General features: G+C 62.5%; 20 protein-coding genes. 9 read left to right on the plus strand and 11 right to left on the minus strand.

Features of this window, described 5'->3' with window-relative positions; translation table 11 throughout:
* From ACOVRJ_RS22065 to ACOVRJ_RS22075, 3 genes are all read left to right on the plus strand, one after another.
* A partial coding sequence (locus ACOVRJ_RS22065; protein WP_422045968.1) for a phosphate acyltransferase occupies window positions 1-1,352 on the plus strand: 1,352 nt, incomplete at its 5' end.
* A 285-nt stretch (window positions 1,353-1,637) separates the two neighbouring features.
* Entirely contained in the window at window positions 1,638-2,039 is a 402-nt protein-coding gene (locus ACOVRJ_RS22070) for a ribonuclease domain-containing protein (RefSeq protein WP_422046059.1), read from the plus strand.
* A 47-nt stretch (window positions 2,040-2,086) separates the two neighbouring features.
* Entirely contained in the window at window positions 2,087-2,482 is a 396-nt protein-coding gene (locus tag ACOVRJ_RS22075) for a barstar family protein (RefSeq protein WP_422045969.1), read from the plus strand.
* A gap of 274 nt (window positions 2,483-2,756) precedes the next feature.
* On the opposite strand, the gene rsmA is transcribed toward ACOVRJ_RS22075, so the two are convergent.
* Genes rsmA through ACOVRJ_RS22090 form a run of 3 tightly spaced genes read right to left on the minus strand, consistent with a single transcriptional unit; the run spans window position 2,757 to window position 7,296 of the window.
* Complete coding sequence (gene rsmA / locus ACOVRJ_RS22080) at window positions 2,757-3,521, minus strand: 16S rRNA (adenine(1518)-N(6)/adenine(1519)-N(6))-dimethyltransferase RsmA (protein ID WP_422045970.1); 765 nt, start codon at window positions 3,519-3,521, stop codon at window positions 2,757-2,759.
* Between the two features lie 9 nt (window positions 3,522-3,530).
* Window positions 3,531-4,853: a peptidylprolyl isomerase gene (locus ACOVRJ_RS22085; RefSeq protein WP_422045971.1), complete on the minus strand. Its 1,323-nt coding sequence runs from the start codon at window positions 4,851-4,853 to the stop codon at window positions 3,531-3,533.
* A gap of 1 nt (window position 4,854) precedes the next feature.
* Window positions 4,855-7,296: an LPS-assembly protein LptD gene (locus ACOVRJ_RS22090; RefSeq protein WP_422045972.1), complete on the minus strand. Its 2,442-nt coding sequence runs from the start codon at window positions 7,294-7,296 to the stop codon at window positions 4,855-4,857.
* 213 nt (window positions 7,297-7,509) lie between these two features.
* On the opposite strand from ACOVRJ_RS22090, the gene ACOVRJ_RS22095 reads away from it, so the two are divergent.
* Window positions 7,510-8,559 (plus strand): aminoglycoside phosphotransferase family protein, encoded by a 1,050-nt coding sequence (locus tag ACOVRJ_RS22095; protein WP_422045973.1) that lies wholly within the window; start codon window positions 7,510-7,512, stop codon window positions 8,557-8,559.
* Between the two features lie 49 nt (window positions 8,560-8,608).
* Here ACOVRJ_RS22095 and ACOVRJ_RS22100 read toward each other — a convergent pair whose 3' ends face one another.
* A complete protein-coding gene (locus tag ACOVRJ_RS22100; protein WP_422045974.1) occupies window positions 8,609-10,084 on the minus strand; it encodes a M20 family metallopeptidase in 1,476 nt (491 codons plus the stop codon).
* A 56-nt stretch (window positions 10,085-10,140) separates the two neighbouring features.
* Window positions 10,141-11,007: an alpha/beta hydrolase gene (locus ACOVRJ_RS22105; RefSeq protein ID WP_422045975.1), complete on the minus strand. Its 867-nt coding sequence runs from the start codon at window positions 11,005-11,007 to the stop codon at window positions 10,141-10,143.
* Window positions 11,008-11,153: 146 nt separating this feature from the next.
* On the opposite strand from ACOVRJ_RS22105, the gene ACOVRJ_RS22110 reads away from it, so the two are divergent.
* The 4 genes from ACOVRJ_RS22110 to ACOVRJ_RS22125 all read left to right on the plus strand — a co-directional run bounded on the left by ACOVRJ_RS22110 (window position 11,154) and on the right by ACOVRJ_RS22125 (window position 16,325).
* Window positions 11,154-11,984, plus strand: coding sequence for an enoyl-CoA hydratase-related protein (locus tag ACOVRJ_RS22110; RefSeq protein WP_422045976.1), 831 nt, complete (start codon window positions 11,154-11,156; stop codon window positions 11,982-11,984).
* A gap of 86 nt (window positions 11,985-12,070) precedes the next feature.
* Complete coding sequence (locus ACOVRJ_RS22115) at window positions 12,071-13,399, plus strand: hypothetical protein (protein WP_422045977.1); 1,329 nt, start codon at window positions 12,071-12,073, stop codon at window positions 13,397-13,399.
* A 26-nt stretch (window positions 13,400-13,425) separates the two neighbouring features.
* Complete coding sequence (locus ACOVRJ_RS22120; RefSeq protein WP_422045978.1) at window positions 13,426-15,333, plus strand: hypothetical protein; 1,908 nt, start codon at window positions 13,426-13,428, stop codon at window positions 15,331-15,333.
* Between the two features lie 17 nt (window positions 15,334-15,350).
* Window positions 15,351-16,325, plus strand: coding sequence for a succinylglutamate desuccinylase (locus tag ACOVRJ_RS22125; RefSeq protein ID WP_422045979.1), 975 nt, complete (start codon window positions 15,351-15,353; stop codon window positions 16,323-16,325).
* 21 nt (window positions 16,326-16,346) lie between these two features.
* Here ACOVRJ_RS22125 and ACOVRJ_RS22130 read toward each other — a convergent pair whose 3' ends face one another.
* The 6 genes from ACOVRJ_RS22130 to ACOVRJ_RS22155 all read right to left on the minus strand — a co-directional run bounded on the left by ACOVRJ_RS22130 (window position 16,347) and on the right by ACOVRJ_RS22155 (window position 22,166).
* Complete coding sequence (locus ACOVRJ_RS22130; RefSeq protein ID WP_422045980.1) at window positions 16,347-17,123, minus strand: substrate-binding periplasmic protein; 777 nt, start codon at window positions 17,121-17,123, stop codon at window positions 16,347-16,349.
* A 167-nt stretch (window positions 17,124-17,290) separates the two neighbouring features.
* A complete protein-coding gene (locus ACOVRJ_RS22135) occupies window positions 17,291-17,659 on the minus strand; it encodes a VOC family protein (protein WP_422045981.1) in 369 nt (122 codons plus the stop codon).
* 53 nt (window positions 17,660-17,712) lie between these two features.
* Entirely contained in the window at window positions 17,713-18,294 is a 582-nt protein-coding gene (gene metW, locus ACOVRJ_RS22140) for a methionine biosynthesis protein MetW (protein ID WP_422045982.1), read from the minus strand.
* Window positions 18,291-19,442: a homoserine O-succinyltransferase MetX gene (metX, locus tag ACOVRJ_RS22145; protein WP_422045983.1), complete on the minus strand. Its 1,152-nt coding sequence runs from the start codon at window positions 19,440-19,442 to the stop codon at window positions 18,291-18,293. Before metX ends, metW begins: the two co-directional genes overlap by 4 nt.
* 173 nt (window positions 19,443-19,615) lie before the next feature.
* Window positions 19,616-21,472 carry a signal peptide peptidase SppA gene (sppA, locus tag ACOVRJ_RS22150; protein WP_422045984.1) on the minus strand — a complete coding sequence of 619 codons (1,857 nt, stop codon included), beginning with the start codon at window positions 21,470-21,472 and terminating at the stop codon, window positions 19,616-19,618.
* 64 nt (window positions 21,473-21,536) lie between these two features.
* A complete protein-coding gene (locus tag ACOVRJ_RS22155; RefSeq protein ID WP_422045985.1) occupies window positions 21,537-22,166 on the minus strand; it encodes a glutathione S-transferase in 630 nt (209 codons plus the stop codon).
* Window positions 22,167-22,263: 97 nt separating this feature from the next.
* On the opposite strand from ACOVRJ_RS22155, the gene ACOVRJ_RS22160 reads away from it, so the two are divergent.
* Complete coding sequence (locus tag ACOVRJ_RS22160; RefSeq protein WP_422045986.1) at window positions 22,264-22,932, plus strand: hypothetical protein; 669 nt, start codon at window positions 22,264-22,266, stop codon at window positions 22,930-22,932.
* Window positions 22,933-22,950: the final 18 nt, after the last annotated feature.

Here is a 22,950-nt window from a genome sequence, read left to right on the forward strand (position 1 = left end):
TCAACAACGTCCTGTGCTTCCCCTACATCTTCCGCGGCGCCCTGGACTGCGGCGCGACCACCATCAATGACGAGATGGAAATCGCCGCGGTTCGCGCGATTGCCGAGCTGGCTCAGGCCGAGCAGAGCGAAGTGGTCGCCGCAGCCTATGCGGGCGCCAACCTGAGCTTCGGCCCCGAGTACCTGATCCCCAAGCCCTTCGACCCGCGTCTGATGATCAAGATCGCGCCGGCGGTGGCTGAAGCGGCGCAAGCTTCGGGCGTGGCCTCGCGCCCGATCGCCGATATGGACGCCTACCGCGAGAAGCTGCAAAGCTTTGTCTACGCCTCCGGCACCACCATGAAGCCCATCTTCAATGTGGCCAAGCGGGCTGCGAACAAGCGCGTGGCTTACGCCGAGGGCGAAGAAGAACGCATCCTGCGTGCCGTACAAGTGGTGGTGGACGAGGGCCTGGCCCGCCCCACCCTGATCGGCCGCCCGGCCGTGATCGCCGAGCGCTGCGAGCGCTTTGGCCTGCGCCTGCAGGAAGGCCGCGACTATGACGTCGTCAATGTCGAGAACGATCACCGCTACCGCGACTTCTGGCAAACCTACCACCAGATGACCGAGCGCAAGGGCGTGACGGTGCAAGTGGCCAAGATCGAAATGCGCCGCCGCCTGACCCTGATCGGCGCCATGTTGCTGCACAAGGGCGAGGTCGACGGCATGCTCTGCGGCACCTGGGGCACGACGGCCAATCATCTGCACTACATCGACCAAGTCATCGGCAAGCACCTGGGTGGCAGCCCCAGCACGCCGCAAGACGTGCCGGTCTATGCCTGCATGAACGGTTTGATGCTGCCGGGCCGCCAGGTCTTCCTGGTCGACACCCACGTCAACTACGACCCGACCGCCGAACAGCTGGCCGAGATCACCGTGATGGCCGCCGAGGAAATGGTGCGATTTGGCATCCAGCCCAAGGCCGCCCTGCTCTCGCACTCCAACTTCGGCACCAGCGACCACCCCAGCGCGCTGAAGATGCGCCGGACCCTGGCTCTGCTACGAGAACAAGCCCCCTGGCTGGAAGTGGACGGCGAAATGCACGGCGATGCAGCCCTGGACCCCGCCAGCCGCGCGATCACCATGCCGCGCTGCACGCTCAGTGGTGAGGCCAATCTGCTGGTGCTGCCGAATATCGACGCCGCCAATATTTCCTACAACCTGCTGAAGACCTCGGCCGGCGGCGGCATCGCCATCGGCCCGGTGCTGCTTGGCGCAGCCAAGCCGGTGCATGTGCTGACACCCTCGGCAACCGTGCGACGCATCGTCAACATGACCGCCCTGACGGTGGCCGACGCCAACGCCGCACGCTGAAATTCAAAGAGTTTCAGCCATCCAGCCCGCTGCATCGCGCACCAAAAAAGTGCGCATCGCAACGGGCGGGGGGTGTTTTTTACAAAAGTTTGTAAGGGCTTACCGGACCTGATCCGGTTACAAAAACTACACGATTTCGCAACATATTGCGAATGTGTGCACACACAAACAATTACCAGATTCCCGTTCCACCCCGGGCCTAGCGCTTGAGGTTTTCAGGCGATTTCGTTACCATTGCGCTTTCAGGAACAGGGTAATCCCGTGTCTTTGCTCTCTCGACCACCAATGTGGTCCACTTGGTGTAAGTCAGTCATCGCCAGCGTTTTGGTGGTGGCGGCAAGCGTTCAGGTGCAGGCCAAAGAATCGGTAGCCGCACCGGATCAGTTGTCAGCGACAACCGAAACGGTTGCTTTGTCAAAGCTGCCCCGCGAAGCCCAATCGACGCATCGCCTGATCCTTGACGGAGGACCATTTCCGTACGACAAGGATGGCAGCGTTTTTGGCAATCGCGAACGCTTGCTTCCCGCCAAAGCACGTGGCTACTACCGCGAGTACACCGTCAGAACGCCCGGCGCACGTAACCGTGGCGCTAGACGTTTGGTCTGCGGAGGCAAACCCCCTACAAATCCTGATGTTTGCTATTACACCAGCGATCATTATTCAAGCTTCAAACGCGTTGAACATTGATTCGATGGTGATGAAAAGTTCTGTGACTATATAGGAGGATCGCGACCATGCTTTTGCAGACCGTCCGTCCCAATATCGTGCAGGCCATACGGGCCTACCGCGTAGAGGACTTGATGCAAGCCGCCCAAGATGCCGGCCAGCATTTCTTGTATGCCAACTTGACCGAAGCACAGTCCAAGCAGGACGTGCTGGAAGCGATTGCTCAGGCATTTCTCTTTCCGGCCCACTTTGGCAAGAATCTGGACGCCCTCCACGATTGCATGACCGATCTGGTTCACAAGTCAGGCGCGCAGCCGGGATTTGTCGTTGTTCTTGAGCAGTTGCCCGACAACGTCAAGTTCGATCGCGAAGCACGCGAACAACTGCTCGACGTCTTCCGTGAAGCGGCCGATTACTGGGCCGATCGGAAGATCCAGTTCAGGTGCTTCTATTCTTTTCAGTAGCCCGCTCTCAAGACACTACGTCCTGGGAGCGGGCTACCGAAGAAGCCGCCGCCGTGGCAGCCAAGCCTGCCGCCAAGAACTCCAAAGCTGCCGCCAACGCCAACTTCGGCATGAATATGCCGATGATGAGCAGCGCGTTCGACACAGCCATGTGGCTCAGCGCCGCCTGAGCGACTCAGTTGCACCCATAAAAAAGGAGCCCTAGGGCTCCTTTTTTTTCGTCGGTTCGAAGCCGATAGCAGCAGAAAGCAGAGCCGAAGACCGCGAGCTTGGATTAGCTTTGCAGCGCCTGCGCCAGGCTGACATATTCCGCCACCGGCACCTCTTCGGCGCGCCGTTGCAAGTCGAACTGGCCGCTGAACCCCCGCGCCGACAACCAAACCCCCAGGCTATGCCGCAGCAGTTTGCGGCGTTGCGAAAACGCTGCCGCCACCATTTCGCCGAAGAGCTTGGCATCCAACTGCGGCGGCTGGGCATAGGGCTGCATACGGACAATGGCGGAGTCCACCCGCGGCGGCGGATCAAAGGCGCTCGGTGGCACATCCAAGACCGATTCAATGGCATAGCGCCACTGCAGCATCACGGTCAAACGACCATAGTCCTTGCACGCCGGCGAGGCCGCCATGCGATCCACCACCTCTTTTTGCAGCATGAAGTGTTGATCCACCACATGATCGACAAAGCCCAGCAGATGAAACAGAATCGGCGTTGAGATGTTGTAAGGCAGATTGCCGACGACGCGCAGTCGCTGGCCCTTGGCTGCAGCCAGCGCCGCAAAATCGACCTTCAACACATCGGACTCGATCACCTCCAGGCCGCTCTGATGACGCAGTTTGGCCGCCAAGTCCCGGTCCAACTCGATCACGGTGAAGGGTTGGATGCGCTTGAGCAAAGGCAAGGTCATCGCACCCAGGCCCGGGCCGATTTCCACCACGGCCTCGCCGGCCCGGGGGTCAATCGCATCGACGATGGATTCGATCACATGGACATCGGTCAGAAAATGCTGACCAAAGCGTTTGCGAGCAATATGTTGTGCCACGCTTCGACCTCAGTCCAACCACTCACGCACTTCGACATAGGCCCGCGCACGCAACTCCTTGACCCACTCCTGGTAAGCCTCTTCGTACTTGGTCTCTCGCAGGGCGGCGCGCGCCTGCTCTCGCAGCTGCTTCATTTCGATTTCAACCGATCGGCGGTCTTGCACTTGAATCAGGTGCAAGCCAAAGCGCGAAGGCACCGGGTCCGAAATACCACCCACTGGCAGCATATTCATCGCCTGCTCAAACTCGGGCACAAAGGCTCCGGGCGACATCCAGCCCAAATCACCCCCCTCGGGCGCACTGCCGTCCTCCGAGTTCTCACGCGCGATTGCCTCGAAGCTGGTGCGGCCAGATTCAATGGCTCGCTTGAACTCAGCCAAGCGGCGTGTCGCGACTTCCTGCGTCAACTGAGCGGAGGGACGCAGCAGGACATGTCGTGCGCGCGTTTGCATCACCGTGCTCAAGGAGCCCGAGCCTTCACGGTCAACCACCTTCAGCACATGAAAGCCTGCGCCTGAGCGAAGCAGCTTCGCACTCACCTCACCCTTGCCCAAGCCCTTGACCGCCTCGACAAACAAGTCGGGCAGCCGGTCGGCTGGACGCATGCCGAACTCGCCGCCGCGCTCTTTGCTGCTGTCATCGGAAATCTCCTTCGCCAGCTTGGCGAAGTCTTCTCCGGCCACAGCGCGGGCCAAGGCCTGTTCCGCCTTGGCCTGGCGCTCGGCTAGCACCGCATCGCTGCTGCCCTCTGGAACCTTGATCAGGATTTGCGCCAAATTCATCTGACCCGAGCCGCTCAGCTTCTCGCGACGCTGCTCCAGGTATTTGTCAATCTCACCGTCGGTGATCCGAATGCGCCCCTGCACCTCGCGCTCACGCACGCGCTCGGACATCATCTGATCACGCAGGTTCTCACGGAAGGTGCGGTAGTCGGTTCCGTCTTGCTTGAGCCGTTCGCGCAACTGCTCCAGAGTCAGCTTGTTCTGCGCCGCCACATTGGCCACCACCCGATCCAGCTCGGGCTCATCGACCTTGCCGCCGGCCTCTCGCGCATAGGTGACCTGAACACGGTCCTCGATCAGCGCCTCCATTGCCTGCTTGTGCAAGGCCACAGAGTCGGGCATCGCTTCGCCGCGACGACGTGCCTCTTCCTTCAGGCGGGCGGTGCGTTGCACCACCTCGCTGGCCGCAACCACGTCTTGGTTGACGACCACGGCGATGTAATCGCCGGGCTTCAGGTCGAAGGCTCGCTGCTGCGCCCAAGCCGGCTGGCTGGCCTGCAGGCCAAGCAGGATGAAAGAGCCAAGCAGAGTCAGAGATCGAATCGACATATCAGTCATAGGGAGCTTCAAGGCTTGCCGAGCGATCAGAGCTCAGGCGTCGGTAACCGGGGATATTGTCCCTCAAGACATTGAGCGCATTGGAGCCCAGCTGGGACAGGCCCACCAGTTCCATCTGCAACATCAAACGATTGTTCGTTTCGGCACGACCAGCGGAAAGCCGCTCGACCCCGAAACGCAAAATCCAGCAGCCGGAGTCGTACTCGAAACCCAGCACCGAATCGGTCAGTTTTCGATCCACCAGGCTGTACTGCAAGCGTCCGGCCGTATACCAAGCGCCGCTGCAACTGCTGGCATCACGCTTGACCGAGCTTTGCCCGTACAAAGGCCATTGCCACGCCAGTTCCAGCTGTTCGCTTTGGCCGTCCAACACACCTTGGCCATTCGGCACCGCTTGGCCGCGCGCCAAACGGTAGGCGGTGCTGATGGTACGGAAGGGGCCGGGTGAGTAACGCGCCCGCATGACGGTACGAACCGAACGGTTTTCATCCGGATTGAACTGCACCGCCCCATCCAACCACCACTTCGGATCCAGGTGAACGGCCCCGAGCAGCAACAAATCAGAGAAGCGCTGCGTGAGGGGCTTCTCGTTGGGCGTGACAAACTGGTCACGGAACAAATAGCGCTGCACCAGCCCCAAGCGCAAGACCTCATCACCTTGCGATTGATTGACCCACCGGCTGACGGCTCCGGCGGTCAGTTGATGGCCATCAGAAACCCGGTCGATGCCGGAAAACTGATTCGGGGTGTAGATCGAATCAAAGTTGAAATCCTTGGGGGCCGAGTCGAACTTGGGGAAGTTGGCTTGCGAACGGTAGGGCGTGTTGACGTAAAGCACACGCGGCTCCAAGGTCTGCAGCAAGGAGTGCCCCAGCCAGGAGGTGCTGCGCTCGAAGATCCAGCCATGATCCAGACTGAAGCTTGGCACGGTGCGGCTCATGCTTGTACGGCCATCCAACTGGGCTTGGTCGAGCCGGTAATGCGCCGAGTTGACGGCCACACGGGGAATCAACCACCACGCCGCGCCACCCAGCGGTGCGCTGACATGGGCCAATACATGCGCTCGCTGGCCCGTCGGTAAAGCGGTCAACTGCAGATTGCGCAACTGCGCATTGCGCGGCAGGTCGAAGCGGTTGTACTCCAGCTCGACCGAGCCTTCCAATCGGGCTTTACGACCCCAAGGCCGGAAGCCTTCAAAAACTGCGTCATCGGCTGCGGTCGTCAGTCGAACCCCCACCTGCGGTGAGCGTTGATACGGCGACTGGATCGGCGAGTCCAACTCCTGCAAGACCTGCCAACGCTGCACCCGGGCATAGGTCAGCGCATCACCCCAGGTCGACTGCCGAAGTCGGCTGAACTGCAAATCGGTCGCCAGCAGCCGTTCGGTCTGGCTTTGCATGCGGTCGGGCAAGTCCTTCCAGTAGTCATCATCAGACACCCGCTCGGCCCGCAGCTTGTAATCCCAGTTCTGGCCGAGTGTGCCGCGCTGATCCAGATTCAGCGCCCAACGGGCATCCCCTGTGGCACGGTCATGCGGCAGCATGGCCAGATTCAACTTGCCCGCATGTTCGGGCTCAAGGTAGCGAAACTCGCTGTCCAGGCCGACGCCTCGCCGAGACATCATGAAAGGCGTCACCGTCGCATCGCGCTGCGGTGCGATGTTCCAGTAGTACGGCATGCCGAACTCGACGCCGCTTCGGTTGCCAAAGCTGATGTTTGGCGCCAACCACCCCGACTTGCGCTGTCCGCCCAGCGGAAAGCTGAGAATCGGCACCGGCAGGACAGGCACACCATAAAAATGCAGCACGGCACCATGGGCCACGCCTTCATTCGCCTCAAAGTCCATGTCGAGCTTGCGCGCCGTCACCTCCCAGGCCCGCGGTGAGGCGTCTTCGCTCACAGGGCAGCTGCTATAGGTGCCGGCAATCGCCTGAATGCTGGAAGGTCCGGCGAAGGTGACGCGTTCCGCTTGACCGCCACCGCCGGTGAGCGAAAAGAAATAGCTTGGATTGAGAAACTCGCCCTCAAAGCGCTTGAGGTAGAGGTGCAGCTCCGGCCCCCGAAACACATTGCCGGCGCGACTCACCTCCACATCGCCGCGCGCGGTGGCCAAGTCTTCGACTTGCTCGTAACGCAAGTTCTTGGCCCGCAACAGCAACTCGCCATAACGCAACTCGGCCTCACCCTCGGCGTTCATCTCCTCATCAATCCGAGAGCTCAATCGCTGAGCACTGAGCGCCAGCGCCGGCCTGGCATCCCCCGCGGCCGCTCGGCCCAGCGTCTTGGCGGGCTTCAGTTTCAGCCCTTGTGTGCCTTGGGAATCGATCGTCCCCTGCGCCAAGACCCAGCCCGGCGCGCAAACAAGCAAGAGACTCAGCCAAGGACGAATCTGCGGGCGCGACACCGCAACGCGGGCCGGCGTCGGTCTGAACAACTCAGCGAAAGGGTGGCGATCAAACGTAGACAAAGGGCGCGGCACTGCGTCGGCGAGAGGCTGGCAAAGAGAGGGCTGGAATCGACTCAGCGGAGCGATGCATCCGCGTATTGAGCGGATCGCGACCCATGAGCCTGCGGTTTGTAAAATCCATTATCCATGAGGCCGCTTGTCCAAACAGCGGGCTCGACACCGACCCGAGAAGCGCCCCGCATGAATTCCATCTCCTGGCCCGACGAGCAACGCAAGCAAGGCTTTGATTCCTGGCTGCAAAGCCTGCAAAGCAGCCATGCGCTGCGCCTGGAAACGCTGGCCATTGCCAGCGCCGACGCCAGCGCCCGGCGCTATCTGCGCATCCAAGCCAATGAGGGCCAGAGCTTCATCATCATGGATGCGCCGCCCGCAGCCGGCAGCTGTGCGTCCTTTATTCAGATTGCTGGGCAGATGATTGAAGCCGGCCTGCATGCGCCGCGCGTCCATGCCGCAGACGAAGCCCAAGGCTTTTTGCTGCTGGAAGATCTGGGCGATCTGACCTATCTGAAAGCCCTGAAAGCCGCTACACCTGCCGAGGCCGATCGGCTGATGCGCGCCGCCACCCAGTCCTTGCTGCAATGGCAGCTGAAGATGGATGCCGGCCGCTTGCCGATCTATGACGAAGCCTTCATCCGGCGCGAGTTGCAGATTTTTGTCGAGTGGTGCGTGCAGCGCGAGTACGGCCGCAGCTGGACCGAGACCCAAGAAAAATGGTGGGCGCACGGCTGCGACGTACTGGTCAAAAACATGCTCGAACAGCCGCGCATCGCGATGCACCGCGACTACATGCCGCGCAATCTGATGGTTTGCGACCCCGCCAGCGGCAGCCCCGGCATTCTGGACTTCCAAGACGCGGTCGCCGGCCCGATCAGCTACGACCTCGTTTCGCTGCTGCGCGACACCTTCATTTCCTGGGACGAAGAACAGGAGCTGGACTGGGCGATTCGCTACTGGGAGCAGGCCCGCAAAGCCGGCCTGCCCATCAATGAAGACTTCGGCCAGTTCTGGCAGCAGCTGGAGTGGACCGGCCTGCAGCGCCACTTGAAGATCTTGGGCATCTTCTGCCGCCTCAAGCATCGCGACGGCAAGCCCGCCTATGCCGAAGACCTGCCGCGCTTCTTTGCCTATGCCATCAAGGTCAGCACCCGCTATGTGCAACTCTCACCGCTGACCCATTTGCTGCAAGACCTGCAGGGCTCGATGGTGGAGACCTCCTTCACTCTGCGCTAGGCACAAAAAAAGGCGGCACCTGGCCGCCCCATATTGAGCTAGAAGGCGCTCAGGGGTGCGCCGCCATCACCTGTGCCACGGCGGCGGTCAGACGCTTGCCATAGGGCACATGCAGGAACTCGTTCGGGCCATGGGCATTGCTCTTGGGGCCCAAGACGCCGCAGACCATCATCTGCGCGGCCGGGAAGCCTTTTTGCAGCATGCTCATCAGCGGGATGGTGCCGCCCTGGCCGATATAACCCACTGGCGCGCCGAAATGGGTCTCGCTGGCCTGGTTCAAGGCCTGGCTCAACCAGGGTGAGAGGTCGGGCGTGTTCCAGCCGGTGGCGCCATAAGCCCCAGCACGTCCATCGGGCACAAAGGTCACCTTGGCGTTGTAGGGCGCGTTGTCTTCCAGCAAGGCCTTCAGACGCAAGGCCGCTTCATTGCCATCGACCAAGGGCGGCAGACGCAAGGACAGCTTGAAGGCGGTGAAGGGGCGCAAGACATTGCCGGCATTGCTCATCGCCGGGAAGCCGTCCACACCGGTCACCGACAAGGTCGGCCGCCAGGTGCGGTTCAAGAGCACTTCCACTGGCTCGGCCGTCATCGGCAGCACGGGGCCACCGTCGGCGCCGCAGGCCCAGGGCAGGCGCTTGTAGACCTCGTCTTTCAAAATCGCAGCCGTCGCCTGCGCTTGCTCAATGCGATTGCCCGGGATCTCGCAATGGAAGCTCTCGGGCAAGAGCCGGCCGGTCTTGGAATCTTCCAAGCGGTCCAGCACCTGGCGCAGGATGCGGAAGCTCGACGGCACCACGCCCGAGCCATCGCCGGAGTGAATGCCTTCGGTCAGCACTTCCACCTTGAGCACGCCGCTGACCATGCCGCGCAGCGAGGTGGTCAGCCACAGCTGGTTGTAGTCGCCAGCGCCGGAATCCAGGCAAACCACCAGAGACACCTGACCCAGGCGCTCTTTCAGCACGTCCAGATAAGCGGGTAGATCGTAAGAACCCGACTCTTCGCAGGTCTCGATGATGCCAACGCAGCGAGGGCGGGCAATGCCTTGCTTGTCCAGCGCCATGATGGCAGTCAGCGAGGCATAGACGGCGTAGCCATCGTCGGCGCCGCCGCGCCCGTAGAGCTTGCCGTCTTCGTATTTAGGCGTCCATGGGCCCAGATCATTGCGCCAGCCGCTGAACTCGGGCTGCTTGTCCAAATGGCCATAGAGCACGATGGTGTCCGTGCTGTCGGCCTTGGTGGCCGGCACTTCAAAGAAGATCACCGGGGTGCGGCCGGGCAAGCGAATCACTTCCAGCTTCAGGCCGGCGACTTTCTTGCTCTCGACCCAGGCCGCCGCGTCGCGCAAGACCTTCTCAATATGACCGTTGGCGGCCCAGTCGTCATCGAACATCGGGCTCTTGGCCGGAATGGTGATGTACTGGGTCAGGGCCGGGACGATCTCATCGTCCCAAACCTGGGAGGCAAAGTCGGCGATGGCCGTGGATTGGGCGGGCTGCAGTGGCAGCGAGGGGTCGCGAGCGTTCATGGTGGGCTTCCAGCTTGTGGCGGGGGAAGCCTTTAGTTTAGGCCAGCAAGGCAGATTCAGCCGAAGCGCGCGGCCATCCAATGCTGCAGTCGGGCGAACACCTGCTCCTTTTCGGGCTCATTGAAGATCTCGTGGAACAAGGCGCCAAAACACTCGCTCTGCACCACGGTAGATGGGGCATGAGCAGCGAACTCAGCACTGCCGGCCGGGGCGACACAGCGGTCGCTGCCGGCCCAAAGCAAGAGCGTCGGAACCACCCAGTCCGCAGCATGTTGGCGCACCAATTCGCCGCCATCGACAATGGCCTTGGCCAGTGTTGGGGTGATGCGGTTGTGCACCAGCGGGTCGGCCAGATAGGCTCGCACCACGGCCGCATCGCGTGAAATCCAAGCCGGCTGTAGCCCATTGCCCACGGCCACATGCGGCAACAAGGCCACGCCCAGGGCCAACTGCAGGCGCTTGAACGCCGACATGCCGGGATCCAAGGCCGGGGAAGACAAGACCAGGGCATCTACAGGGCGGAACCAACACGGCAACTGCCCGCCACTGCTGGCCGCCAAGCCTCCCGCCACAAAGCGGGACGCCACCAGCCCCCCCATGCTGTGGCCCAAAAGCAGCATCGGGCCCTGCCCCAGCAGCGGGTCAGCACGCAACTCATCAATAACCTGGGCCAAGTCCTTCAGCAGCCGCTCATCATCCTTGACATCCCCGCGTCTGCCGCCCGATGCGCCGTGGCCACGCTGATCGTGTCCCACCACATGCCAGCCCCAACTGTTCAAGCGCGCGGCGACCGCCTCATAACGGCCCATATGCTCGCCAAGCCCATGGACGATCAGCACCGTGCCCCGCGCGGGCTCCAGGCCGGGCTTGCTCCATTGGCGCCAGTGCAAGGGCACGCCATCATCACATCTCAGGGTACGCATGCTCGCAGTGTAGGCAAACCGAGCCCGACCGCAGCCCAGGGCTTGCCCGGTCGGTAGAAGTACGCAAGCAGGGCGGCGCAACGCCCATGGATCCACAGGGCAAGACGCGCTAGGCTCAGCAGTTCTGGCACTTTGGAACCCTTTCAATGAACGATTTTTTCAGCCTGAGTACCGATGCCCAAGGCGTCGCCCATCTGATCTTGAACCGTCCGGAACGCTTGAACACCATGGCGCCCGCCTTCTTTCCGGCCTTCAGAGACGCGGTGCTGGGGCTACACCAAAGTGGTGAGGCCCGGGTGCTGGTGATTTCTTCCACGGGCAAGCACTTCAGTGCCGGCATGGCTTTGGAGACCTTTGCCGGCCAAGGCGCATTGCTAGACACCCGCAGTGCTCGGGCCCGCCTGAGCTTTCAAGACTCGCTGCGCCAGCTGATGGCTTGCTTCAGCGTCATCGACGAGGCGCGCTTCCCGGTGATCTGCGCGGTACAAGGTGGCTGCATCGGCGGTGCCCTGGATCTGGCTGCCGCCTGCGATATCCGTTATGCCTCGGCCGACGCTTTCTTCAGCGTGCAAGAGATCAACATCGGCATGACGGCAGATCTGGGCGTGCTGCAGCGCCTGCAGAGCATCATGCCGGCCGGCCTGGCGCGCGAGCTGGCCTACACCGGCGAACGACTGCTCGCCGAACGCGCACTCAGTTGCGGCTTGGTCAATGCGGTGTTGCCGGATGCGCAAGCGCTCTTGACTCATGCGATGGCCGTGGCTCACCAGATCGCAGCCAAGTCCCCCTTGGCCATCGCCGGCAGCAAGCTGGCCTTGAACCATGCGCGCGACCATGGTGTGGCCGCCTCTTTGCAACAGATGAGTCTTTTGCAAAGTGCCATCTTTGACACCGCCGAAATGGGTCAGGCCATCAGCGCCTGGCAAAGCAAAACCCCCGCAGACTTTGCCCCGCTGTCAGAAATTGCTCGACTATGAGTTCACTTTTGCAACGGGGACGCAGCGCCGTCAGCCCCGCGCCATACTGCCGCCCTACACTGCGGCTTTTGGCCCCCATCTCGCTGATGAAAACGCTGCTTTCCCTGTTGCTGTGTCTGCTGCTGGCGGCTTGTGCGGCGCCGAAGTACACCGTGGATGATGGACGCAAGGTGGACGAAACCTTGCTGACCAATATTCGCAACTACGGCGCCGGCGAACAAAGCTTGCGGCCCGCCATCGTGCGCAGCGCCAGCCTGAAGGATCCGGAATGTGATCGCCAATGGGAGCTGCCTTTCGCGGTGGCTACCAGCTATGGTTGGGCCGAGAACGACCGCGTGGCTTGGGTACGCGGCCTGCAGGTTGATGAACGGCTGACGGTGGTGGCGGCGGCCCCCACTTCACCGCTGAACTTGGGTGAAAAATTACAGTCTGTGGCCGCCCTGAAGGAAGAGAACAGCGAGAAGATGCTCGCCTTTTTGGCCGAACGCCGGGACGCTGGCAAACCCTTCTTTGTCACACTCAGCACAGGCGTGCAGCGGGTGATCACCCCCTTCGAAGTGTGTCGCGGCTATACCCGTCTGGCCCCACCCAACACACCCGAGGTGCAGGACTACCACTGGCTCTTGAGCATGCACTCGCTGGAGTTCAGCCAAATCCAGCCGACCGAGGACGAGGCCCTGTGGGCGGTGCTTTGGACGCAGGGGCTGTCCGAGGAGGGCGGCGTTCGTATGAAGACCTACCACTACGGCACCAAGATCGCCGGCACGCTCTACAACCTGGTCACCCTGGCCACCGGCTTGAAAGGGGCAGCACTGGCAGCTGAAGCGGCCATCTCCGCCGCCAAGCAGGCCGCACAGACCGTGGCCTCGGAGATCATCAAGCAACAATTGATCGAGCAAGGCAAGGCCCTGGCGGCGCAACGCGTGCGTGAAGGCCTGATCGATGCCGCCCGTGAATTGACCAAGCAACAGGTGATGAATGGCCTGCAGGCTGCGGCCTTGAACCGAAGCTCCTTGTCAGGCGTGGCCCGCATCGGCGCGACCGTATTTGACCGGGCCGACCAATGGGCTTTTGACCGCATGGCCAAGCTCGGCGGTAACCCGCTGGCCGGTTTCAGCCTGCATCAGAAGATGTTGGAACGAAGCCTGTCGGGCAACGCCTTTGCCTTGGACTTGGAACGGCTGGAGTCGCTGAGTAAATTGGCCCAGACCCGCGGCATCGACGATCAGGTGCAAGCCATTTTGCGCGGCTTCAAGGCCAGCGATCTGGCCTTGGAAATGGGTGCCATGCCGCTGGCCTCGGCCCCGGATGCCTTCTCTTTTGAAAGTCCCACCGACCCCGGCAGCGGGCGCTTTGCGCGCGGCCTGATTGACGCAATGCTGGAGATCCCGACCGAGTCGGGCAGCAAGAAATGACCCGTTCCCCGACCCGGCTTTTCACGATGCACCCGAAACTGATCTGCGCCGCCCTGGCCCTGAGCCCTTGGCTCGCGCTGGCCCAAACCAGCCCAGCGACTTCGGTCGCGCCCGCAAGCCCGGTCGCTTCTGCACCAACGCCAACGCCTGCGGCATCTGCCCCCACGCCCGCCAACGACATCGCCATGCCGGGCATGCCCAGTGCCGCAGCCTCAGGAGCCGAGAGTGGCGAGCCGGTCGCCCCGCCCCCCAGTTGCGCCACCCTGACCCAGCGCGCCATGTCCACCGATCTGCGGGCCGCCACGGCCGCCTCGCAGAACAAGCCGGTCGACGAACTGGCCAAGCTGTTCGACCGGGCCATCGCCCAATGGACGCTGACGCTGGACGCCTGTGAAGGGCGTGCCCGTGAACGCGCCCAGAAGAACCTCAGCGATGCAGAGCGGCAACGCAGCCTGATTGCCGAGCGCCAGGCGGCCGGTTCCCAATGTGAGATGTCGCACCGTGACGCGGCGGCGCTGCAGGACTTGGCCAAGCAAGCCTTTGGCGAGCGCCGCTGGCCGGATGCCGCCTCGCTCTACGGCAAGGCCGAAACCATGTGGGATTTGGCCGCCGAGCATTGCACCGGCAGCCAGCAGCAGATCGCCACCAAGCGTCGCGAGCAAGCCGAGATCGACGCCCACAACGCCGAGTTCTGTGCCCCCTTGTTTGACCGCGCACGCGAGTTCACGCAGAAGTTCCGCAATGCGTCCTCGGGCTTGGCGGTCACCGAGCGCCAGCAGCAGTCGCAAATCGCCGAAACCCTGTGGCGCAAGACCAGCACCATGTGCAAGGGCGCCGCGCTTGAACTGGCCGGCAACAATGCCCAAGCCTTGGCGCGCGAGCGCGGCACCCCCTGGGTCGCAAGCGCTGTCCCGGAGCCCGCCGCAGCCGCGCAAGCCGCCAAACCCAGCACTGCTGCACCCGCAGTCTCCGCAGCGGCTGTGGGCGCCGCCGCCCTATCCATCGTCAGTGGACGGAATGCGGCCGCTGCAACCACGGGTACGGCCACGACAGCCAGCACTATTGCCAAGAGCAGCAACACGGCTGTGGCCTCGCCCGCACCCGCTGCTACAAGCACTCCGGCGCCCGCAACGACGCCGCCAGCCGTCGCGGCACCAGCGCCTGCTGCGGCACAGCCCAGCAGCGCCAGCAAGCCCGCCGGCGCCCTGCAAGATCTGGATGTACGCGCCGGCGACACCCATTACAAAGGTCAGTTCGTGCGCGAAGAGGGTCAGGTGGTGACCGGTACCGGCCGCGTCGAGTGGGCCAACGGTGACGTCTACATCGGCGCCTTGGTGCGCAGCGCCCGCCAAGGCAAGGGCGAGTTCATCTGGGCCAATGGGCAACGCTACGAAGGCGATTGGGTGCAGAACAAGGCCACCGGCATGGGCAAGGTTCAATTCACCAATGGCAACCGATACGAAGGCAGCGTGATTGACGGCACGCCCGATGGCGAAGGACAGATGAGCTATGCCAGTGGTGATGTCTACAAGGGGCAGATCAGCCAGGGCATTCCCCATGGCAAAGGCAGTTACCGCTGGAAGAACGGCCAGCAGTTCGATGGCGACTGGGTGCAAGACAAGCCCCATGGCAAGGGCATCCTGCGTTATGCCAACGGCAACCGCTACGAAGGCATGGTGTCCGCCGGGCAGCCGCACGGCACCGGCAAGATGGAGATGAGCTCGGGAGACCGCTACGAAGGCAGCTTCCACCAAGGCAAGCCGCACGGTCAGGGCAGCTACCACTGGAAATCGGGTGAACGCTATGTGGGCGCCTGGGTCAACGGGCTGAAGGACGGCCAGGGCACCTTCCACTGGCCCAGCGGCGACCGCTGGGAAGGCCTCTTCAAGGCGGATGAACGCACCGAAGACGGCCTCATCATCCGCAAAGAGTGACTTTGAGGACACCTCCCTTGCAAGCCAAAAATCGCGAGCCCATAGAACTGAGCCCGCCGGACATCAGCGCTTATCGCCACAGCCTCAGTGGCGTCGACTATGTGCATCTGTTCGACTCGGGACGACCGGGACCGACCGTGATGGTGCAGGCCTTGACGCATGGCAATGAGCTGTGCGGGGCGATTGCGCTGGACTGGCTGCTCCAGCAAGGCATGGGCCGCACATGGCAGCCGAGTTGCGGCCAGTTGATTCTGAGCTTTGCCAATGTCGAGGCCTTCGAGCGCTTTGACCCGGCCAACCCGAATGCCTCACGCTGCGTGGATGAGGATCTGAATCGCGTCTGGGCCGACGAGGTACTGTTTGGCTCCAGGGACTCACTGGAACTACGGCGCGCCCGCCAGTTGCAGCCCTTTGTGGACCGCGCCGATCTGCTGTTCGATATCCACTCCATGCAAGATGCTTGCCGCCCCTTGATGGTTTGCGGCATGTTGGACAAGGGCGCGGCCTTCGCGCGAGAACTTGGCATGCCGGGTGATTTGTTGATCGACACCGGCCACCCCTCGGGCCTGCGCATGCGCGACCGCGGCGGCTTTGGCGACCCGGCCAGCCCCAAGAATGCCTTGCTGATCGAGTGCGGCCAACACTGGGAGCAAAGCTCGGCCGATGTCGCCATCGACAGCCTGGTGCGCTTCCTTCAACTGACCGGCATGGTGAGCCCGACCTGGGCCTCGGCTCATCTGCGTCTGCCGCTTCCGCCAGCGCAGCACACCATCCGGGTGGATCGTGCCATCACCGCGCTCAGCACCGACTTTCATTTCCTTTCCCCCGTACACGGCCTGGACGTGATTGCCACGGCAGGCACCGCCTTTGCTCGTGACGGCGACACCGTCTTTGTCACCCCTTATGACGACACCGTCTTGGTGATGCCCAGCATGCAACACGGCAAGCCCGGCAACACCATGGTCAGGCTGGGGCGTTTCGAAGCGGCTTGATCCGGCGAAGACATCGGTGCGTCATGGCAAGACGGCATCGTGAAGCAAGACCTCAGGCGGGTAGTAAAGCTGCAAGGTGCGCTGTAGGCTGCCGTCGCGCGCAGCCTTGCTCAGGGCCTCACGCAAGACCTGTTGATCGACCTCATTGAGCGAACGGCGCGAGATATAGGCGCCCACCTCGGAGCGCGGCAAGCCCTGCAATTCGGTGAAGCGAAAATCACCGCCCGCGTCGGTGTCGCTGCGCCCCTCCTGCAAAGCCGAGTACAGCAGCGTCGGCGGCAAGATGGTGAATTCCACCCGCCCCCCTCGCAACATCGCGCCGACGGTGCGCAAATCGGACACATAGTCGACACGCTTCTCGGCCTCCAGTTGTCGCATTAGCCGCTCATACTCATCGCCCCAGCTGTAGCTGCGCACCATCGCGGCACGCCAGGTGCTGCGGCTCAGCAAGCTGCGCACATCGGTCGGCACGTCGGCCCTGTTGGCCAGCGAAATCAGCGTTGGACTGAGCTTGAGCATGGGCACAAACTGGGCCTTTTGATCCCGCTCTGAGTTGCGCGAGGCCGGCAAAAAAAGGTCCGCCTCCTGACTCTCGAAAAACATCATGGTCACGCGAGCGCGCGGCACCACCGGAAACACAAACTGGCAGTCCAGCGCACGGCCAATTTGGCGCAGCAAATCCGGGTAGACGCCGTCCACCCGATCCCCGATGACACGGACATTGAAGCCAGCAGAGGCCACCGGCACACGCACGGCGCGAGAACAAGGCTGGGCCCAGGCCAACTGACTGAGGCACAAGCTCAGAAGTCCCAGCAGACCCACGAGTCGGGGGCGTTATCCGGCCATCCTTACCTCTGCAGAAGTTGCTCCCAACGATGGAGCCCGGGCAGCGAGCGGCTCAGCATAGCAGCGTGAGTCCTGCCCCGCTCACCAGCCAGGCCGGCCAGAAGCCTGACCCCCTCGAATCAAGCGAAGCAAAACGCGTTCAGCTTGTTGCCATCCAGGTCACGGAAATACGCCGCATAAAAGCCCTCTCCGCGCGGACCCGGCGCACCTTCATCCTGAGCTCCCAGCGCCAATGCCTTGGCATACAGGGCATCGACCTTGGCTCGGCTGTCCATCGCCAACGCAATCATGACCCCATTGCCCACCGTTGCCGGCTGCTCGTTGAAAGGCAGCATCACGGCAAAGCCGGGCTGATCCATGCCCGCGCCCCAGGCGTAGCCTCGGCCGAACTCCATCATGCGCTTGATGCCGATGACCTCAAACAAGGCGTCATAAAACGCCGCCGCGCGCGGCAAATCATTGGTGCCCAAGGTGGTGTAGCCAATCATCTCGATCTCCTTGAATCAAAGAAAAACCGCGCTGCCTCGGGGGCCTGGGTGGATCAACCGCGGTCGAACTTGAACACCGCCATACTGGCCAAGAGGTTCGGAAAACTGCGCACCACCTGTCCATCTTGGATGCCAAAGCCATCCAAGATGCGCAGCCGGTTCTTGCGCGCCAGCACCTCAAAATCGGCAAAGGTACCGACCCGGATGTTCGGCGTGTTGTACCACTCGTAAGGCAGCACGCGCGTCACCGGCATGCGCCCCAGCGCCACCTGCAAGCGGTTCGGCCAATGGGCGAAATTGGGGAAGCTGACGATGCCGGTGCGGCCCACCCGCGCAGTCTCGCGCAGCATGGCCTCGGTATTACGCAAGTGCTGCAAGGTCTCGAGTTGCAGCACCACGTCAAAACTCTGGTCCTCAAAGATGTTCAAGCCGTCTTCCAGATTGAGCTGAATGACGTTCACCCCGCGTTGCGCGCAGGCGAGCAGATTGGCATCGTCCAACTCCACGCCATAGCCGGTGCAGCCCCGGTGCTTTTGCAGATAGGCCAACAACTCGCCGGTACCGCAACCCAGGTCCAGCACCCGTGAACCCTTGGGCACCAGGGCCGCAATGTGTTGAATCACGCCACTGCTCATGCTGCCTCTCCTGACTGCTCGCCCGCAATGCGGGTGAAATAGGCGCGCAGAACGCCGTGATACCTTGGGTCATCCAACAAGAAGGCGTCATGCCCGTGCGGCGCATCGATCTCGGCATAGGAGACATCGAGCTTGTTGTCGAGCAGCGCCTTGACGATCTCACGCGAACGGGCCGGCGAAAAGCGCCAGTCGGTCGTGAAGCTGGCCAGCAAGAACTTGCAACGGGCGCTGGCAAAGGCCCGGCTCAGATTGCCGCCATGCTCGCGCGCCGGGTCGAAGTAATCGAGCGCGCGAGTGATCAGCAAATAAGTATTGGCATCAAAGTAATCGCTGAACTTGTCGCCCTGATAGCGCAAGTAACTCTCGATCTGGAACTCGATGTCCTGGGTGGAATAGCCCAGTTCGGTGGAGCGCAACTCGCGGCCGAACTTCTGCTCCATCGCATCGTCGGACAAGTAGGTGATGTGCCCGATCATGCGCGCCACCCGCAGGCCGCGCTTGGGCACCACGCCATGGGCGTAGAAGTGACCGCCATGGAAGTCAGGGTCGGTGATGATGGCACGGCGCGCCACCTCATTGAAGGCAATGTTTTGCGCCGACAGACAGGGCGCGGTGGCGATTGCAATGCAGTGACGCATGCGCTCGGGGTAGCGCAGCGCCCAGTCCAGAGCCTGCATGCCGCCCAGCGATCCGCCCAGCACCGCCGCGAGTTGTGTGATGCCCAGTTGATCGAGCACACGGGCTTGCGCATCGACCCAGTCTTGCACCGTCACCACCGGGAAGTCAGCGCCGTAGACCTGACCGGTGGCCGGGTTGGTGTGCATCGGCCCGGTCGATCCGAAGCAGGAGCCGAGGTTGTTGATGCCGATGACGAAGAACTTGTCGGTGTCCAAGGGCTTGCCAGGCCCGATCAGGTTGTCCCACCAACCTTCGCTCTTGTCTTGGTCGGCATAGGTGCCGGCCACATGGTGGCTGGCGTTGAGCGCATGGCAGACCAGCACCGCATTGCTGCGCGTGGCATTGAGCTGCCCATAGGTCTCGTAGACCATTTCATAGTCGCGCAATTCAGCGCCGCTGCGCAAACGCAAGGGCTGCGCAAACGCCATGCGCTGGGGACTGACGTCACCCAATTGACCGCTGTGTGGCATGAACAAGGCCTCCTGAAAAACAAAACCGGCACCGCTGGAAAGAAGCGGACGCCGGCTGTTCGGAGTCCCTCTTTAGCGGCATTTATTGAGCGCCCGCAATTCGGAACAAATCGGCGCTATGGACGGCATTATAGAAGGGCGCTGAAACTCGCTCAGCGCCCAGGCTTGCTAGCTCAAGGGGCCCGGCACAAGCAATGCACCACCGCCCCAAAGGGCTTGCCGCTGTTGCTGATCTCGCTGACGAAGGCCAGCTCCGCCTGCGCCTCTTGCACTGCCTTGGGTAGGGTCAAGCCCAGCTCCGCGCGAATCGCGGCGGCGATCGACGGAGCCACCACCTCGTCCAGGCTGGACAGCAAACGCTCCAAGCGCCCCATTTCGCCTTCAACATAACTGACGCGCGCATCGGTACCCAGCTTGGCCTTGACGGCGGCGGACTTGATGGCGTCATCGAGACTGCCCAAGCGGTCCACCAAGCCGCGCTCCAGGGCCTGGGCGCCGGTCCAGACTCGGCCTTGGGCCACGGCGTCGATCTCCGCCACCGGCTTCTTGCGGGCCTTGGCGGCCTTGCCGGTGAACTCAGCATAGATGTGATTGATGCCGGACTGCACCGCCGAGGCCATGCGCGGGTCCAAAGGCCGGCGCGGGTCGTAACCGCCGGCCAACCAGGTGGTGGTGTGGCCACCGGTGTGGATGGAGAGTTTTTCCAGCAGCTTGTCGCCGGTCGGCAGCATGCCGAAGACGCCGATCGAACCGGTGATGGTGCCGGCCTCGGCGATCACCTCATCCGACGACATCGAAATCCAATAGCCGCCCGAGGCCGCCACATCACCCATGGACACCACCACCGGCTTGCCGGCCTTTTGAGTCAGCTCCAATTCGCGCCGAATCACTTCGGAGGCAAACGCACTGCCGCCCGGTGAATTGACACGCAGCACCACCGCCTTGATGTTCTCGTCCTCGCGCGCTTGGCGGATCAATTTCGCGGTCGAGTCGCCGCCAATCTTGCCCGGCGTGGCGCTGCCGTCGACGATCTCACCCTCCGCCACCACCACGCCCACCGCGGGGCCATGAGTCAGGATCGGCTGGATATGCGCTTGGTACTCGGCCAAAGAAACGCGCCGGAAACTCTTGCCCGTCTCATCCTTGGCCCCTTGAGCGATCAGCAAATCGCGCACCTCGTCGCGAGTCTTGATGCCGTCGATCAATTTGGCGTTCAGCGCCAGCTTGGCCGCGTCCCCGCCGACTGCCGCCAAGGCCTCGGGCAACTTCTCAATGCCGGCGGCAATGCTGCCCTTGGGCAGCTTGCGGGCCGTTTCCACCGCATCGGTGTAGCGGGTCCACAGCTCACCGTAAAGATAGCTCTCGGCTTCTAGCGATTCCTTGGAAGGCCCGTTGGCGAAATAGGGCTCGGCAAAGCTCTTGTACGTGCCAACACGCAAGACATTGGCTGAAACACCCAGGCGGTCCAGCGCGTCCTTGTAATAGTTGCGATAGCGGCCAAAGCCCTCAATCAAGACCACGCCCAGGGGGTTCAGATAGATTTCGCTGGCCTGCGCCGCCAAGAAGTAGCTGCGCTGATCAAAGTTGTCGCCATAGACGACGATCTTCTTGCCGCTGGTCTTGAAGCGCGCCAAGGCGGCCGAGACCTCATGCAAGCCCGCCATGCCGGCGCCGCCGAATTCGTCCAGGTCCAGCAAGACCGCGCTGATCTTGGGATCTTTGGCGGCCGCATCCAGTGTGGCCAGCACATCGCGCAAGCGGGTTTGCTTCTGGGCTTGGCCACGCAACTGCGCCATGGCCTGATCGCGCGCCGAACCCGAAAACTGCTCGACCAAGCCGCCATGCAAGTCCAGCACCAGAATGGTCTTGTCTTTCAAGGGTGCCGGCCCACGCGACACCAGCGCCGAGACCAAGGCCACCAAAATGGCCAGCATCAGCAGATTCAAGACGAACCGCCGGCTGCCGTCCAAGAAGGCCCAGAACTTGCTCAGGACCCACCACAAGCCGGTAAACACGCGTTTGACGCCCATCTTGGCGCTCCCTTTTCAATGAGTGAATGCGCAAGGATTGTGCAGCAAGCATGCACGGTATGAACTAGTCAGGTTTCCACACGGTTTGCTTGTCCATGATGGACTGGAACAAATCGCTGCCCTCCAGCCCACCGAGCCAGCCGCGCAGCGCGACATGGGGCGCTGATTCAAACCAAGCCAAATCGACCCGGGCGAACTGGCGAACAAAGGGCATCAAGGCCATATCGGCCCATGAGGGCGATTCGCTCAACAGATAGGGCCGCTCCTGCAAGACCTGCTCCATCGGGGCCAGCATCAAGGACTCGGCCTCGGCGCGCCATTCGGCCTGTGTCGCAGCGGGATGCCGCTCAGGATACTTGTAACGATCCAAGAGCTGTTTGAACGGGCCGTCGTTGCGGGCAATCCAGGCCTGCGCCTCGGTCTCGAACTGCGGCTGCCGCCAGCCCTCGGGGTCCTGCTGCGCCAAGGCCCAGGCCATGATGTCCAGGCTTTGCTCCAACACTTGGCCGTTGGCCAAGACCAGGACCGGCACCGTGCCTTTGGGCGAGGCCTGTAACAGGGCCGCCGGCTTGTCGCGCAATTGAATCTCTCGAATCTCGACGGTGACCCCGGCATAGCGCAAGGCCAGACGAGCCCGCATGGCATAAGGGCAGCGACGGTAGGAGTACAGGATGGGCAGTTCGGTCGTCAGCATGGGCTTGCGATTGTGCCCGCTCCACTACCCCGACTCGCGGGGTTGCCCTCACCCGACCCTGAGGCAAGAATCCGGCCGTTCCCTGTGACCGATCTGCATGCCTTCCGTCTTCTTGCTGCGCCGCAGCGCTCAATCCATCGCCAAGTCTTGCGCCGCTCTTCTCGGGACGGCGGGCTGGGCTCTGGCGGGCACGAGTGTGCGGGCATCGGAGTGTTTGCCGGCCCTGCATCAGGCCCGTCCGACCGTGCTGGCCTGTGATCTGCGCATGAGTGATGGTCATGTGGACCGCCTCTTGCACCGGCTACGCATCGAGGGGCAGGCGCCCAAGGTGTTGCTCTTCACCCCCAGCGCCGATGACCCGCTGCTGTTCCCGACCTTGGCAAACGGTGCGCATGGCTATTGGGTTGAGCCCGAGAAACCCGCCGCAGCCTTGCCGGCCGCACTGGCAGCAGCCCAGGCCGACCGGGCGCGCATGTCACCGCAAATCGCCCGCGACACGCTCGCCGCCTTCGACTTGAGCCGCGGCAGCGCCAGCTGTCTGCACAAACCATCGATCGCACACGATCTCAGCCCGGTGTCTGCCCAAGGCGAAATGCAGCGCTCGGAACAGGCCTTGCTGTCCTTGCTGGCGCATGGCCTCTTGGCCAGCGAGATAGCCTTGAGTTGGCAATTGGCGGTGGATGAGATTGAGGGCCGGATTGCGGCGATCTACCGAAAGCTGCACTTGTTGAAGGCCGCTTCGGCCATCGACCTTCAGCTGTCCTGAATCAGTCCCGCCTTCTGA

The sequence above is a fragment of the Roseateles sp. genome (genome assembly GCF_049240545.1).
Taxonomy (GTDB): Bacteria; Pseudomonadota; Gammaproteobacteria; order Burkholderiales; family Burkholderiaceae_C; genus Paucibacter_A.